Annotated in this window: 11 protein-coding genes; 9 read left to right on the top strand and 2 right to left on the bottom strand. The window is 33.0% G+C overall.

Annotated elements, in window-relative coordinates; translation table 11 throughout:
* The first annotated feature begins 70 nt into the window (after positions 1–70).
* Positions 71–2,305 carry an FUSC family protein gene (locus tag EB819_RS02705; RefSeq protein ID WP_069797699.1) on the top strand — a complete coding sequence of 745 codons (2,235 nt, stop codon included), beginning with the start codon at positions 71–73 and terminating at the stop codon, positions 2,303–2,305.
* On the opposite strand, the gene EB819_RS02700 is transcribed toward EB819_RS02705, so the two are convergent.
* Complete coding sequence (locus EB819_RS02700) at positions 2,302–2,940, bottom strand: 4'-phosphopantetheinyl transferase superfamily protein (RefSeq protein ID WP_069797697.1); 639 nt, start codon at positions 2,938–2,940, stop codon at positions 2,302–2,304. The genes EB819_RS02705 and EB819_RS02700 overlap by 4 nt on opposite strands.
* A 133-nt stretch (positions 2,941–3,073) precedes the next feature.
* On the opposite strand from EB819_RS02700, the gene EB819_RS02695 reads away from it, so the two are divergent.
* The 7 genes from EB819_RS02695 (at position 3,074) to EB819_RS02665 (ending at position 12,747) form a co-directional block, all read left to right on the top strand.
* Positions 3,074–3,466: a hypothetical protein gene (locus tag EB819_RS02695; RefSeq protein WP_069797695.1), complete on the top strand. Its 393-nt coding sequence runs from the start codon at positions 3,074–3,076 to the stop codon at positions 3,464–3,466.
* A 129-nt stretch (positions 3,467–3,595) separates the two neighbouring features.
* On the top strand, positions 3,596–4,678 hold the full coding sequence (locus EB819_RS02690) for an efflux RND transporter periplasmic adaptor subunit (protein WP_069797726.1): 1,083 nt from the start codon (positions 3,596–3,598) through the stop codon (positions 4,676–4,678).
* Positions 4,679–4,701: 23 nt separating this feature from the next.
* On the top strand, positions 4,702–7,878 hold the full coding sequence (locus EB819_RS02685) for an efflux RND transporter permease subunit (protein WP_069797693.1): 3,177 nt from the start codon (positions 4,702–4,704) through the stop codon (positions 7,876–7,878).
* Positions 7,862–9,301 carry a TolC family protein gene (locus EB819_RS02680; RefSeq protein WP_069797691.1) on the top strand — a complete coding sequence of 480 codons (1,440 nt, stop codon included), beginning with the start codon at positions 7,862–7,864 and terminating at the stop codon, positions 9,299–9,301. Before EB819_RS02685 ends, EB819_RS02680 begins: the two co-directional genes overlap by 17 nt.
* 146 nt (positions 9,302–9,447) lie before the next feature.
* On the top strand, positions 9,448–10,761 hold the full coding sequence (gene ahcY, locus EB819_RS02675) for an adenosylhomocysteinase (RefSeq protein ID WP_069797689.1): 1,314 nt from the start codon (positions 9,448–9,450) through the stop codon (positions 10,759–10,761).
* A 139-nt stretch (positions 10,762–10,900) separates the two neighbouring features.
* The gene (locus tag EB819_RS02670; RefSeq protein WP_069797687.1) at positions 10,901–12,247 is read left to right on the top strand and encodes a PDZ domain-containing protein; all 1,347 of its coding nucleotides are present in this window, start codon (positions 10,901–10,903) and stop codon (positions 12,245–12,247) included.
* Positions 12,247–12,747, top strand: a complete 501-nt coding sequence (locus tag EB819_RS02665; protein ID WP_069797684.1) for a hypothetical protein — start codon at positions 12,247–12,249, stop codon at positions 12,745–12,747. The genes EB819_RS02670 and EB819_RS02665 overlap by 1 nt, the downstream gene beginning before the upstream one ends.
* Before the next feature lie 13 nt (positions 12,748–12,760).
* Here EB819_RS02665 and EB819_RS02660 read toward each other — a convergent pair whose 3' ends face one another.
* A complete protein-coding gene (locus EB819_RS02660; protein ID WP_069797724.1) occupies positions 12,761–13,525 on the bottom strand; it encodes a DeoR/GlpR family DNA-binding transcription regulator in 765 nt (254 codons plus the stop codon).
* 297 nt (positions 13,526–13,822) lie between these two features.
* Here EB819_RS02660 and EB819_RS02655 point away from each other — a divergent pair, with 297 nt between their 5' ends.
* Positions 13,823–15,391: a glycerol-3-phosphate dehydrogenase/oxidase gene (locus EB819_RS02655; protein ID WP_069797682.1), complete on the top strand. Its 1,569-nt coding sequence runs from the start codon at positions 13,823–13,825 to the stop codon at positions 15,389–15,391.

Below are 15,391 nucleotides of genomic sequence, written 5' to 3'. Positions count from 1 at the left end.
TTTACAAAAATTCAGAGTTTAGTAATATTCCAGAATCTCAGACTTACGAGACAATTGCTATCTTTGCAAAATGAATTATGCTTCGGAACTTAAAAAATTTGTCACCAGTCAATATATTTACTCAGGAACCAGAATTGCTTTAGCCGTTGTAATCCCTAGTATTATTTTGGCGTATTTAGGTTTACTAAAAGAATTTTTCTTATTTCCACTCGGAACCCTTTTCCTAGCACTTACGGATTCTACAGGTCCTTTTCACCGAAGAAGGAACGCACTGATAGTTGCCTCTGGATTTTATTTCTTTGTCTCGCTCATTGCAGGATTGTTGAAAGATTTCCCACCGCTTATTTTTTTAGAAATTATCATTTTTGGGATGTTTTTCACCATGTTAGGCGTTTATGGACAACGTTTAGCAGCAGTTGGTTCCCTCACATTAGTCGTTTTAGCCATTTTTATAGATGGCGCTCCTGGTGCTCATTCTGCGTTTTATAATGCATTGGTTTTTACTTTAGGTGGAATTTGGTTCATCTTGGTTTTCATGCTGGTAACAGTTATCAAACCTTATAAACTGGCAGAACAAATGATTGGCGAAAATTACATAGAACTCGGTAATTATTTGAAATTAAAAGCTCATTTTTACCATTCTAAGCCAGATTTCGATGTTTTGTACAAGCAAATTTTTGCATTGCAAGTCAGAATCAAAGAACATCAAGAAGCGACAAGAGAAGTAGTTTTCAAAACCCGACAAATCGTAAGAGAATCTACTTCTACCAGTAGATTATTGATTCAACTTTTCCTCAATTCACTTGACCTTTACGAGATTTTACTCACTTCAACCAACGACTACCGAAAACTGCAAAATACCTTTGGAAATAAAAATATTTTAGAAAAAATCCACAATTACCTCAATTTATTATCGAATGAATTGGTTCACATCGGGATTTCTATTCAAGGTGGATTAAAAACCACTCCCATTACTGATATTTCGGCAGAACTTCATGCCTTACACGAAGAATATTACCAACTCAGAAATCAACACCTGAACGCTGAAACGCTAGAAGATTTCATGATTTTGAGACAAATCATGCACAGAATTTCTGCCATTTCAGAAGAAACTCAAAAAATATATCTTTTAAAATCTCAAGATATTAAATTGGCAAAAAGCCTTTCTACAGGCTTAGATTTAGAAAAATTTGTACAAAAAGATGAAAAACTTAACTCAAAAGTTTTCCTAGAAAATTTCTCTATCAAATCCAATCATTTCAGACACGCCGTAAGAATAACTACCGCATTATTAGTGGGTTACGCCATTTCAAAAATTGAAATTTTTCATATTCAAAAAACGTTCTGGATTCTCATCACCATTTTGGCGATTATGAGACCAGCTTATAGCATTACCAAACACCGAAATATCCTCAGATTATATGGAACAATTGGCGGTGCTGCTGCTGGATTGTTTGTGATTTATTTCATCACCAATCCTCTTACACAATTTGTGATTTTCTTAATCTGTTTGGTACTCACTTTCAGCTTGCTCAAAGATAAATATGCATGGTCTGTTTTCTTTATGACGATTTATATTTTCTTGATGTTCAACTTTCTAAAACCAGAAGATTTCTCAGAACTTTTTATGGAAAGATTGATTGACACAGCAATTGCTGGAGTCATTGTATTTCTGGTTTCTTACTTGGTTTTACCCGTTTGGGAACATCAGAAAAATAGAACTTTTATGCTGAATTACATCCTTGCCAATCATAAATATTTGAATAATATCATTGAGATTCTTCAGCAAAAACACATTCCTATTCAAGACTATAAAATCAGCCGGAAACACGCTGTGGTAAGTTTGGCCAATCTTTCTGATAATTTCCAGAAAATGCTTTCTGACCCAAAAGGTCAACAGAAAAATCTAGAAAACGTTCACCAATTCGTGACCACTTCTCACCTTTTTACCGCTTACAGCGCATCTCTTTCTCAGTACGCACAAAAAAATACAGTTTATCGTGAAATAGACTTCGAAAATTGGAAAAATAAGATTAATGCTGAACTTTCACGTACCATCGCTATTTTGCAAAAACAAGAAATTAAAAAAGATGATTTTGCAGAAAGCAAACTCACGCCAGAAGATTTGGTGAATGAACTTTTAGAAAAAAGAAAAGAAGAAATCACCGAAAATGAATTCTATGACAGACGAGATCCTAAAAATATTTCTCATCTTACTGAGCTCAAAAACATCAGAGAATTACTGGAACTGATTTATAATCAAGCTCGTGACCAAAGAAAAATTGCAGAAAAAGTGACTGATTAATTATCTAAATCTCGTTTTTCTTCTACGATGGCGAAATAAAAATCTTCTATCTTAAAAACTTTTGCAGTGAAATCATGACTGAAAAAATCATCAAAAACTCTGCATTTTATTTCAGAAAGGTTATTGACATCAAAAGGAAATACCTGATAATGAGATTTTAACGACCAATATTTAGACAAGTGAACTTTATAAAGACTTTCTTTGATGACCCAAATAATCGTCAATAAATCTACTTCATTTTCTCTGTCCTGCGTCCAAATATGTTCTGATTCGTGTAGAAATTTATCTTTGATTCTTAGAATTTTAGAACTTATTTTCTCTAAATCTATTCCTACTCTATTTTTAGAAACCGCTAGAGAAGCAAATGGAAAAGAATGCGTGATAGAAATATGTGCAGAATCTGGCCAGAGATAAGGTTCGCCGATGGTTTTATAGAGAATTTTGTGCTCTGGAAGTAGCATTTTGAGCATTTTTCTTACCATCAAATGTTCTAATAACTTTTTGGGATGATAATCTTTGGCTTTTTCCAGATTTTCGGGTTCTATGAGTTCTTCTACGTTAAATTCATCGTCATCACTATACTTCCAGTAAAGAATTACAGCATTTTCATCAGAATAATCATGATAGAAGGGCATATATTTATTTTACGGTAAAATTACTAAATAATTTCAATTCTATAATTTTTTAAAACATTTAATTTAAAAGTTTAAGAATGTTAATTTTTGTTAATCATGATTTAACTATTCAATATAATAGTAATTTTGTCCCTTGAAAAAATACTACGTGAAGACTTGGACTAAATTTTTTATTACCAATATTCTCCTGCTTTTATTAGTAGGAGGAAAACTTCATGTTTCTCCTAAAACTTTTTCTGCTGAGAAAATTTCTTCACACAAAAACATAGAAAAACATTCAGCAGACAATAATTTCATCAGCATTTCAGATGAATTACAAGATTTAGATAATGTAATTTTTGAACTAGATGAAGAAGAACTTTCACATACTGGAAGTTTCTCTGATTTTTCTCTAACGGATAATCTTTATCATCTTAATTTTAATATTCCCAATGATTTTATTTGGAAGAAAATAGAATTAAGAAACAAAATCTTACTCACTCTACAATCTAAAATTTACATTCTGGTTCGTAATCTGCGAATTTGATTCCTCCATTTTTCCTTTCTTAAAATTTCTCTTCTTTAAGAGAAAAATTCTTTACACACAAGTCATTAATCATTGACTATGTGCATTTTATCATTTTAAATTTCATAAAAATTTTCAAATCATATGATGATCAAAAAAATCACATCATTAGCAAGTCTAATGGTATTATTTCTGGCATTAAGCTGTTCAGAAAAAAAAGAAGAAAAAGTAGAAAATTCCATTTATCCAGCTACTATTCCTTTAAAAACAAATACAGATATTACTAAAGAATATGTAGCCAAAATTCAATCTGCTAAAAACATTGAAATTCGTGCTCAGGAAAAAGGATTTCTACAAAAAATATACGTAGACGAAGGTCAATATGTACATGCAGGACAACCCATGTTTCAAATTATGCCTCAAATTCTACAGGCAGAAGTGATGAAAGCAAAAGCCGAAGTAGACCAATCTATAATAGAACTAGAAAATGCAACTAAACTATCGGTAAATAATGTAGTTTCTAGAAACGAACAAAGAATGGCAAAAGCAAAACTAGATGCAGCAAGAGCAGAATTAAGACTGGCACAAACCAAATTATCTTTTACCACCATTAGAGCGCCATTTTCAGGGATTATCAATAGAATTCCTTTAAAATTAGGAAGTTTGGTAGATGAGGGAGATTTACTTACTTCATTATCAGACAATTCTGGCATTTACGCATACTTCAATCTCTCTGAACCAGAGTATCTTAACTATCAAATGCATGCTGCTGAAAGAGGTGACAAAGGAGTGAATCTGGTCATGGCAAACGGAGAACTTTTCCCAGAAAAGGGATTTATTCAAAACATAGAAGGTGAATTCGATAGTGAGACAGGAAATATAGCTTTCCGTGCTAAGTTCCCTAACCCTAATCAATTACTAAGAAACGGAGAAACAGGAAAAATAAAAATGTCATTGCCTCTGGAGAATATTCTAGAGATTCCACAAAAAGCAACTTACGAAATTCAAGACAAAACATATGTCTTTGTAGTAGACCAAAACGGAAAAATAAAGTCTAGAGAAATAACGATTGCTCATGAACTACCAGATATTTACGTGGTTTCAAACGGACTTCAAGAAAATGAAAAATTCTTGCTAGAAGGCGTACAAAAAGTAAAAGACAATCAACAAGTACAAATAAAATTTGTAAACCCACAAGAAGTTTTTAAATCTTTAAAAATAAAAGCGAATTAATTTCTTAAATCCTTTGAAAAATTATGTTTAATAAATATATAAGAAGACCCGTTCTCTCTATAGTCATTTCATTGATTGTAGTGTTTCTTGGTGCGCTTGCTCTCATAGAATTGCCAGTGACGCAGTTTCCATCTATTTCGCCACCCAAAGTAAATATTACGGTAGAATATCCTGGTTCTAATAATGAATTAATGGTAAAATCGGTAATCATTCCATTAGAACAATCTCTGAATGGAATTCCCGGTTTAAAATACATGACTTCTGATGCTGGAAATGACGGAGAAGGCTCTATACAATTGGTTTTTAACCTAGGAACAGACCCTAATATTGCTGCAGTAAATGTACAGAACAGAGTTTCGTCTGCAGTTAATAAACTTCCGCCAATCGTTGTAAGAGAAGGGGTGAAAATCACCAGAGAAGAACCCAACATGTTGATGTATGTAAACCTTTATAGTAATGACAAGAAAGCAGACCAAAAATTCTTGTTCAACTATGCTGACATCAATATTCTTCCAGAACTCAAAAGAATAGATGGTGTAGGTTTTGCAGATATTTTAGGAGACCGACAGTACGCCATGAGAATTTGGTTAAAGCCAGATAGAATGACTGCTTACAACATCTCTGCTGACGAAGTAATGGAAGCCTTAAACGAACAAAGTTTAGAAGCTTCTCCGGGAAGAACTGGCGAAAGTTCTGGTAAAGTCTCACAAAGTTTTGAATATGTCATCAAATATCCGGGTAGATTTACCAAAGAAGAAGAATACAAAAACATTATTATAAAAGCGAATTCTAATGGAGAATTTGTAAGGTTAAAAGACATAGCAGATGTAGAATTTGGAAGCATGATGTACGACATCTACTCTACCTTAAACGGGAAACCTTCTGCTGCAATTACCATTAAGCAATCTTATGGCTCTAATGCGAGTCAAGTAATTAAAGATGTAAAAGAACTTTTGGCCAAATTAGAAAAAAAAGATTTCCCAAAAGGGATGCATTATGAAATAAGTTATGATGTTTCAAGATTTTTAGATGCTTCTATGGAAAAAGTAATTCATACTCTTTTCGAGGCGTTTATTCTGGTATCAATTGTTGTATTTTTATTCTTAGGAGATTTACGCTCCACCATTATCCCTACACTTGCCGTGCCCGTTTCATTAATTGGAGCTTTCGCAGTAATGTCTGCATTTGGGATTACCTTAAATCTTATTTCATTATTTGCATTAGTTATGGCAATTGGGGTAGTAGTAGACGACGCCATAGTAGTAATAGAAGCAGTACATGCCAAGATGGAAGAAAAAAATCTCTCTCCTTTAAAAGCTACTGAAGAAGCCATGCACGAAATAAGCGGTGCAATCATTGCCATCACTTTGGTAATGGCATCTGTATTTATCCCTATTGCTTTTATGTCTGGCCCTGTAGGTGTTTTTTATAGACAATTTTCCATTACTATGGTTTCCGCCATTATTCTATCTGGGTTAGTTGCTCTTACTTTAACCCCTGCTCTATGTGCTTTAATTCTTAAAAATAATCACGGAAAAAAAAGAAAGAAAACACCTGTCAATAATTTTCTAGATCGATTTAATAACTTCTTCAACAGAGGTGCAAATAAATACGAAGGATTACTTCAAAAATTTGTGACTAAGAAAATGTTTACTCTTCCGATATTATTGATTTTTTGTTTGGGAACATTTTTCTTGAGTAACAAAGTTCCTTCTGGATTCATCCCTGGAGAAGACCAAGGAATGATTTACGCCATAGTACAAACTCCGCCAGGCTCTACCTTAGAGAGAACGCATAAAATTGCTTTAGACCTGCAGAAAAAAACGGAAAAGATAGAAGGTGTACAGTCGGTTTCTTCATTAGCCGGGTACGAAATCCTTACCGAAGGAACAGGTTCTAATACTGGGACTTGTTTAATTAATCTTAAAAACTGGAGTGATAGAAAACATTCTGCTACAGAAATCATAGAACAGTTAGAAGAGATTGCCAAAGAAATTCCAGGAGCTAATATTGAGTTTTTTCAGCCACCTTCTATCCCAGGTTATGGAGCAGCAGGAGGTTTTGAACTTCGTTTATTAGATAAAGCTGGCAGTGGTGATTATCATAAAATGGAAGAAGTGAGCAAACAATTCGTAGAAGATCTTAAAAAAAGACCAGAAGTTGGCAATGCCTTTTCTTTTTATTCCGCAAGTTTCCCTCAATACATGATGAGAGTAGATAATGATATGGCAGAACAAAAAGGAGTAAGTGTAGGAAAAGCCATGGATAATCTCTCTACACTTATTGGGTCTAATTACGAAACAGGTTTTATAAGATTTGACAGACCTTACAAGGTGATTGTTCAAGCTGGGCCACAATATCGTGCATTGCCGCAAGATTTACTCAAATTGTACACTAAAAATGACAAAGACCAAATGGTTCCTTATTCAGATTTTATGCACTTAGAAAAAGTATATGGAATGTCTGAAATTACTCGTCATAATCTTTACAATTCTTCTGAGGTAAGTGGTAATCCCGCTGAAGGATACAGTAGTGGTGAAGCGATTAATGCCATAAAAGAAGTGGCCGAAAAAACTTTACCTAGAGGTTTTGACATTGATTGGGCAGGTATTTCTAAAGATGAAGTAAGCCGAGGAAATGAAGCCGTTTATATTTTCTTAGTTTGTTTAGGATTTGTATACCTCATATTATCCGCACAATACGAAAGCTTTGTTTTACCATTACCAATTATTTTATCCTTACCAATTGGGATTTTCGGAGCGTTTTTGTGCTTAGAATTATTTGGTTTAGAAAATAATATTTATGCACAGATTGCCATGATTATGCTCATAGGTTTATTGGGGAAAAATGCAGTACTAATTGTAGAATTTGCTGTACAAAGAAGAGCTGCTGGAGAAGAAATTGCCAAAGCAGCCATACAAGCAGCTACTTTACGTTTTAGACCTATTTTGATGACTTCATTTGCATTTATTGCTGGGCTTATTCCACTAGCCATAGCAACTGGACCAGGAGCTATAGGAAATAGAACCATAGGAACAGCCGCTGCTGGAGGAATGCTAATAGGAACCGTTTTTGGACTTATCATTATTCCAGGTTTATATTACCTTTTCGGAGTGATTTCAGATAAACTTAGAATGGCAGAACACGAAGACGAAAAACCTTTAACCGAAGAAATTGACAATAATGAACCGATTTTATAAAAACATAAGCCTTTCTTTTTTCACCATATTATTAATAGGTTGTAAAGCACCTATGCCTACCGTGATTAAAGATGAAACGAAAGAAAATCTCCCTAAAAATTTCGCTCAATCTAGTAATGATGAAACGAAAAACATAGGAAATACTCCTTGGAAAGAATTTTTCACCGACGTAAATCTTCAAAAATTGATAGAAACAGCTCTTGTTAATAACCAAGAACTGATGAAAACATATCAAGAAATAGAAATGGCCAAAAGCAATGTTCTTTATCAAAAAGGGAAACTCTCTCCTTTTGTAAATGCAGGTGGCTCTATTGGCGTAAAAAAAGCAGGAAGATATACCAGTGAAGGCGCTGGTGACGCAAGCACCAATATGGAAGGAGACCACCCTATTCCAGACCCATTATTTAATTATGAAGGCGGATTAAATGCAAGTTGGGAAATAGACATCTGGAAAAAATTGAGAGACGAAAAAGATGCTGCTGTAGCTCATTATCTGTCTACTGTAGAAGGGAAAAATTTCATTCTCTCCAATTTAATTGCAGAAATTGCAAACAATTACTATGAACTTATTGCTCTTGACCGCCAGTTAGATATTATTCATCAATATATTCAAATTAATGAAAAGGCACTAGAAATAGCAAAAATTCAAAAAGAAGCAGCGGCAACTACCGAACTAGCGGTCAAAAAATTTGAGGCAGAATTAGCAAAATCAAAAGCCGAAGAATATGTCATCAAACAAGACATTACCGAAAAAGAAAACATAATTAATGCTTTAACGGGAAGATTTCCGCAAAATATTGAACGTTCTACCGAAAATATGATGCCACCACTTCCTGAACAAATTTTTACAGGGATTCCTTCTCAATTGCTAGAAAATCGACCAGACATTAGACAAGCAGAATATGAACTTACCGCTTCAAAATTAGATGTAGAAGTGGCTCGTAAAGAGTTCTACCCTTCTTTGGGAATATCAGCTTCGCTAGGTTTGGAAGCTTTTAAACCAAATTATTTGGTAAAATTTCCAGAATCAGTAGCCTATCACCTTGCTGGTGAATTAGCAGGACCAATGATTAATAAATCTGCAATTAAAGCCAATTTTCAGTATGCCAATGCTAAACAACTAGAAGCATTGTATGAATATGATAAAACCATACTGAACGCTTACCTAGAGGTTTCTACCAAAATGTCAAAAATCAAAAACCTTAATCAATACTATGAATTAAAAAACCAAGAAAGTAAAGCATTAGAAAAATCTATAGACATTGCTCAACTTCTTTTCAAAAATTCTAGAGCAGACTATCTAGAAGTATTGATGAATAATAGAGATTTATTAGATGCTAAAATAGAACTTGTAGAAGCACAGAAAAACCAACTCACCTCTGTAGTCGAAATTTATAAAAGTTTAGGCGGAGGTTGGAAATAATATATTGTTTTTTCTATCAACCGAAACTCTGCTATGGATTTTTCTGTAGTGGAGTTTTTAATGGATGATTATGATAGATTTTAACTGTAATTATTTCAAATTTTTTAAAAAAATATATTGTATTTTTGCAAAAATTTTTTCAATTAATGGAAACTAAAACTCAATATTTACCTTACAAAGTTAAGGATATTTCCCTAGCAGAATGGGGACGCAAAGAAATTCAATTGGCTGAAGCAGAAATGCCAGGTTTAATGGCGTTAAGAGAAGAATATGGCCCTTCTCAACCATTAAAAGGCGCTAGAATTGCAGGTTGTCTTCACATGACTATTCAAACTGCTGTTCTCATCGAAACTTTGGTTCACCTTGGTGCAGAAGTAACTTGGTCTTCTTGTAATATTTTCTCTACTCAAGATCACGCTGCTGCTGCTATTGCTGCTGCTGGAATCCCAGTTTACGCATGGAAAGGAATGAATGCAGAAGAATTCGATTGGTGTATCGAACAAACCATTTTCTTTGGAGAAGACAGAAAACCATTAAACATGATTTTAGATGATGGTGGCGACTTAACCAATATGGTTTTTGACAAATTCCCAGAATTAACTGCTGGAATCAAAGGTCTTTCTGAAGAAACAACTACTGGTGTTCACAGACTATACGAAAGAATGGCAAACGGAACTCTAGTAATGCCTGCAATTAACGTAAACGATTCTGTTACTAAATCTAAATTCGACAACAAATACGGTTGTAGAGAATCTGCTGTAGATGCAATCAGAAGAGCTACAGACGTAATGCTAGCTGGTAAAAGAGTGGTAGTTTGTGGTTTCGGAGATGTAGGTAAAGGTACTGCTGCTTCATTTAGAGGAGCTGGTTCTATCGTTACGGTTACAGAAATTGACCCAATCTGTGCTTTACAAGCAGCTATGGAAGGTTACGAAGTGAAAAAATTAGACACTGTAATCGAAAATGCTGATATTGTAATCACTACTACTGGTAACTTTAATATCGTAAGAGCTGAACATTTCAAAAAAATGAAAGATAAGACCATCGTTTGCAATATTGGTCACTTTGATAACGAAATTGATATGGCTTGGTTAAACGATAACTATGGTAATACAAAAACTGAAGTAAAACCACAAGTAGATATTTACAATGTAGATGGTAAAGAAATCATCATTTTAGCAGAAGGAAGATTGGTAAACCTTGGTTGTGCAACTGGTCACCCAAGTTTTGTAATGTCTAACTCATTTACCAACCAAACTTTAGCTCAAATTGAACTTTGGACAAATTCTGAAGCTTACGAAAACAAAGTGTACATGTTACCAAAACATTTAGATGAAAAAGTAGCAGCACTTCACCTTAAAAAATTAGGCGTAGAGTTAGAAACACTTTCTCCAGAACAAGCTAAATATATTGGTGTAGAAGTAGAAGGTCCTTTCAAACCAGAATACTACAGATACTAAAAAGTTGGAAGTTAGAAATCGAAAGATGGAAGACTAAAAATTAATTTATACTACAACTCCTCAGAAATTCTGAGGAGTTTTTTTATGTATCTGCAAAATATTTTGAATTTTATTAAAATATTCTTTGTAATTTCAGACTATGAAAATCTTATCTTTTCTTTTTCTGATTTTTTCTTTATCCATCAATGCTCAGGATGGCTTTCAGATATTAGAGGATAATAAAAAGGTAAACATTCCTTTTCGGCAAATTAACAATTTAGTTTTTCTGGATTTAAAAGTCAATAATGTAGACCTTACTTTTTTGTTAGACACTGGCGTTTCCGAAACTTTACTTTTTAGCTTAGAAAATAAAGAAGTAGTTTTCGAAAATGTAGAAAAAATAAAATTTACAGGACTTGGCGGAAGCAGTTATATAGAAGGCATAAAATCTACGAAAAACAAAGTAGAAGTCAATAAAACTTTAATTGATTTCAGTCACGAAATTTACATCATCTTAGACGAAGACTTCAATTTTTCTTCTCACGTAGGAATTCCTGTAAATGGCATCATCGGTTATCATTTTTTTAAAAATAATCCTCTAAAAATAGATTTCGAAAGGCATATTATTACGGTTTACAATAGAAAATATTATTCTGAGAAAACTTTCAGAAAATTTGAGAAACTACCTATAAGTGTAGAATCCCAAAAACCGTATCACATTGCCGAAGTACAGCAAACCAAGGAGTTTTTTCCCGCAAAAATGCTCATTGACTTAGGAAATAGTGATGCAATGTGGCTTTTCCCTAATAGAATTCCTAATTTCAACTATAATAGACCTAATATAGATGATTTTCTCGGAAGAGGATTTAATGGAGACATCTATGGAAAACGCAGTAGAATCCACGCGCTGAAACTTGGAAATAATATTTTAAATGAACCTATCGTAGCAATGCCGAGCGAAGAATCGGTAAAATCTATGAATTTCGTAAAAGAAAGAATTGGTTCTATCGGCGCAGATGTTTTAAAAAGATTTACTATTGGTTTCGACTATAAGAATGGCTTATTTTTCATCAAAAAAAACAAATCCATCAAAGAACCATTCAGATTTAACATGAGTGGTTTAGATATCAAACATGATGGCATGAAATGGGAAAAAGATTTGGTAAAAGTTGAACTTCCAAAACTTCCAGAATCTACAAATAACGACAGAGGAACTACAATAAGAATTCAAGACGCGAGTGAATTTCAATACAAATTTGTGTTGAAACCAGAATATTCTGTGGCTGGAGTTAGAGAAAACTCACCGGGATTTTTAGCAGATATCAAAAAAGGAGACAAACTTATAGAAATCAATGGTAAAAAGACTTCTGACATGACTCTTCAACAAATCAATGAGGTTTTCATGTCTGAAGAAGAAAAAACAATTACCCTAAAACTTCTAAGAAATTCATTAACTTTAATCAAAGAATTTATTCTAAAAGACCCTATTCCTTATCAAGAAAATTAATGGATAAAAAAATCAATACCATCAGAACCAGACCTCGATTCAAATTAGAAACTGATTTGAGTAAAGAGGATTTTGAATTGAATTTAAAAACCGAACTTCAAAAAAATACTGAAATCCAAGGAAACACCAATAAAGAAGTGGCTTCTATTTGGGTAAAAACCGCTCATAATGAATTTTGGAAACCTTATCTTTCACTCAGAGCAGAAAACGAAGATGAAAAAACCATTATCAGAGGAACTTTTGGTCCAAGTGCAGCCGTTTGGACTTTTTTTATGTTCCTTTACTTCATTTTTTCTATTATTTTCATGTTTTTTATCACCATTTGGTTTGTAACGAAACAAATTAACAGCCAAGATTTTCCTTGGGCAATTTATCTTTCTATCTTTGCATTGGTTTTATTATTGCTTACTTTTTTGGCCACAAAAATCGGTCAGAAAAAAGCAAAAACCGAAATGGAACAACTCAAAAATTTTGCAGAAAAAACAATTGAAGATTTATAAAAAATTGGATTTATTAATCTGTAACAATAATATTAACTCCAAATTTTTTCAAAACACTTTCAAAACTTTCTTCAACTTTTTGATTGGTAATAAGACAATCTACATCTTTCAGACTGCAAATTCTACCTAAACCCTTTTTCCCAAATTTGGATTCATCCGAAAGCAAAAATGTTTTGGTAGTATTTTTAATCATTATTTGATTTAGATACGCTTCTTCAATATTAGAAGTAGAAACACCAAAATCTTCATCAATCCCGTCAACTCCTAAGAACAATTTATTTGCAGAAAATTGCAACATCATTTCTTGTGCATTTGGTCCTACTGTAGATTGCGAAGAATATCTTACACTTCCGCCCAATTGTATAATCGTAACATTATGAAACTCGCATAATCTTGCAGCAATTAACAAAGATGAAGTAATAACAGTGATATTTTTTTCTTTAGAAATATAGTTCACCATATTATAGATGGTAGTTCCAGAGCCTAAAATCACCACATCATTATCTTCTATAAACTCCACAGCTTTCTCAGCAATTCGGTTCTTTTCTTCAATCTTAATGTTTTGTTTTTGACTTACAGGCAAATCTACCACATAAGGATTATTGAGGCTAGCTCCACCGTGATGTCTATATATTAAATTTTTCTCTTCCAGATAATTAAAATCCTTTCGAATGGTAACTTCTGATACACCAAGTAGCTTAGATATTTCGGATACTGTAATATATTTCTCATGTTTTATTACAGCTAGAATTTCCTGATGTCTTTGTGTGATATTCATAGCTAAAATAATATTCATTCAAATATAGCAAACTTAACAAAGCAAAACAAATTAAATAGTTTCTCAATCGAAACATTACATATTATTATGACTTTTATCAACTTTCGTTTCATTTCAAAGATTAAAATAAAACAAATCAACCATTTAAAAGTATACAAGTCAAGCATTTAAATAAAATTTTTATAATTTTAACAAAAACAAACCAAAAGAATTTTCAAATAAAATCAAAATATAACGAAAATCATATTGTTTCGTATTATTTCTTTTTTATAGATTTGTAAAAGAAAATTTAATAAAATGTTACGAACAGAAATTTTAAAGAACTTCGAAGACCAAAACCAAACAACATGGGACTTCGTAATAATAGGAGGAGGAGCCACAGGCTTAGGAACAGCAATTGAAGCTGCAACAAGAGGATATAAAACTTTGCTTTTAGAACAAAGTGATTTTGCAAAATCTACATCTAGTAAAAGTACAAAACTTGTACACGGAGGTGTAAGATATTTAGCTCAAGGATATGTAGACCTAGTAAGAGAAGCATGTAAAGAAAGAGGATTATTACTTCAAAACGCACCGCATCTTACCAAAAATCTTTCTTTCGTAATCCCAATTTACACTTGGAGGGACAAACTATTATACACAGTTGGTTTAAAATTTTACGATCTTTTAGCTGGTAAACTCAGCTTAGGAAAATCTGTTCCGATTAGCAAATCAGAAACGATAAAAAGATTACCAACCATCAAAAAAGAAGGATTAAAAGGAGGAATTCTTTATCACGACGGACAATTCGACGATTCTAGACTTGCCCTAAACATGGCTCAAACCGCTATTGAAAACGGTGCTACAGTTTTAAATTATGCTAAAGTTATTAAACTTAAAAAAGACGCCAACGGAAAATTGAACGGAGTAATCTTTCAAGACACCGAAACCGGTAAAGAATTTGAAACGAAAACGAAAGTAATCGTAAATGCAACTGGAGTTTTTGCAGACGATATTAATAAAATGGATCACGGAACTGACGACAAAACCATTAGCCCAAGTCAAGGTGTGCATATTATGATTGATAAAAAATTCTGTCCAACAGATTCTGCAATCATGATTCCAAAAACATCAGACGGAAGAGTTCTTTTTGCAGTTCCTTGGCACAATAAAATTATTTTAGGAACTACAGACACTCCTGTAAAACAAGAATCTCTAGAGCCAAAACCAACAGAGCAAGAGATTAATTTCATTTTAGAAACAGCAAGAGGATATATGAATCCTGCACCAACAAGAAAAGACATTTTGAGCGTTTTCGCAGGTTTAAGACCTTTAGCGGCAACCAAAGAAGGCGCTAAAACCAAAGAAGTATCTAGAAGCCACAAAATAATCACTTCAAAATCTGGATTGGTAAGTATTATTGGTGGAAAATGGACAACTTACCGTAAAATGGGCGAAGATGTAGTAGAAAAAGCCGAAGAAATTATGAAAGTTCCTCATAAAAAAAGCAATACAGAACATCTTAAAATTCATGGATACAGAAAAGACATAGATTACAAAGATCCAATGTATTACTATGGTACAGACAAAGAAAAAATATTAGAATTATCAAAAGAAATTGAAAACGGAAATGAGATAATTAGCAAAGAACAAAACATTATTAAAGCGCAAATTGTTTGGGCTGTAAAAAAAGAAATGGCAATTAACATTGAAGATTTTTTATCTAGAAGAACAAGATTATTACTTCTAAACCAAAAAGAGGCTGTAAGGATTGCTCCAATTGTTGCCGAAGTAATGGCTAAAGAACTTGGAAAGGATGAAGTTTGGCAAAAAAACCAAATAGAAAGTTTCAAAAATATTGCAGAAATATACCATACACATATTTAG

The sequence above is a fragment of the Cloacibacterium normanense genome (assembly GCF_003860565.1).
Lineage (GTDB): Bacteria > Bacteroidota > Bacteroidia > Flavobacteriales > Weeksellaceae > Cloacibacterium > Cloacibacterium normanense.
This window is presented reverse-complemented; position numbering and strand designations above follow the sequence as displayed.